Here is a 1043-nt window from a genome sequence, read left to right as displayed (position 1 = left end):
TTTTTTAAATAGCATACCCGGCGTAGAGCAAAAAATGTAATGTGTGATAACAACCAAACGGAGGGCTTATGAAAAAGCTTCCCCTGATCATTCTATTATTTCTTACGTTTATGAGTACTACCCTGATGGGAAAAACCGATCGGGACATCGCCCTTATTTTTAAGGTGAAAGGAAAGGTGAACATCGTAAAGGCGGAGAACAATCGGTCTGTGCATGCAAAGCGGGGATCCCGCCTGGATGCCGGCGATCAAATCCGAACCGACCAGGATGGATTTACGGCGTTGATTTTCACCGATGATAAGAGTATGATGAAAATCCGGGGTAATTCGGACGTCATTATTCGGGGAAAGCGCCAGAAAAAAACCTTTACCAAGCGTATTTTTATGGAGATGGGTGAAGCCTGGGTGCATGTTTCTCCGCAGGTCGCGTCTGATTTTCGAATCGAAACACCGACAGGCGTGGCAGCGGTAAAGGGCACGGAGTTTTACACCATTGTCGATCAGGATGGAAATGTCAGTATCTTTGCCACCAAAGGGATTGTAGAACTCATTAATCAACTGGGAACGGTTCTGGTTCACGCCGGAGAGTCGGGTTTTTCGGATGGGAAATCCGAGCCGAAGGTAAAAAAAATCAAGCCGGGCCAGGCCCCGGGATGGGCAAAATCCAGCAGCACCGGCGAAGAAAAGGTGCTTGATATTGAATTTGAGGATAAAGACGGTACAAAGAAGCACATGAAAATCTACTACAAATAGTCGGGAATCGGGTGGATTGGAGAAAATGGTAAAAACGAGAGACGGAATATACATGAAAATCAAACAACTTTTCTTTGGATGGATTGTACTTTTAGGATTGGTAGCGGTATCTTATGGCCAGATTAAGATTGTCCACATTCAGCAGGCCTTTGTGAAAGAAAACCAGCCTATTCCAATTACAGTGCGCCTATTGAACGATGGAACCCAGACCGAACAGGTGCGCGTTTACTACAAAACCGTGAATGATGCCTCTTACAAATATCTGGAACTGCAACCTACCGGACAGGGGTA

The 1043-nt window shown here is 45.5% G+C and carries 2 protein-coding genes; both read left to right on the top strand.

All coding sequences use genetic code 11. The features are described 5' to 3' along the window. The first annotated feature begins 68 nt into the window (after positions 1 to 68). Complete coding sequence (locus tag GXO76_06510) at positions 69 to 752, top strand: FecR domain-containing protein (protein ID NOY77507.1); 684 nt, start codon at positions 69 to 71, stop codon at positions 750 to 752. 52 nt (positions 753 to 804) lie between these two features. Then, a partial coding sequence (locus GXO76_06505) for a hypothetical protein (GenBank protein ID NOY77506.1) occupies positions 805 to 1043 on the top strand: 239 nt, incomplete at its 3' end.

This window comes from Calditrichota bacterium (assembly GCA_013151735.1).
Lineage (GTDB): Bacteria > Zhuqueibacterota > JdFR-76 > JdFR-76 > BMS3Abin05 > BMS3Abin05.
Note: the sequence above shows the minus strand (reverse complement) of the source record. Positions and strands in the feature narration are given on the sequence as shown.

What these genes read in the sequence shown, in the direction of transcription:
- GXO76_06510 (NOY77507.1), top strand. Translation starts at nt 69, where the DNA reads ATGAAAAAGCTTCCCCTGATCATTCTATTATTTCTTACGTTTATGAGT.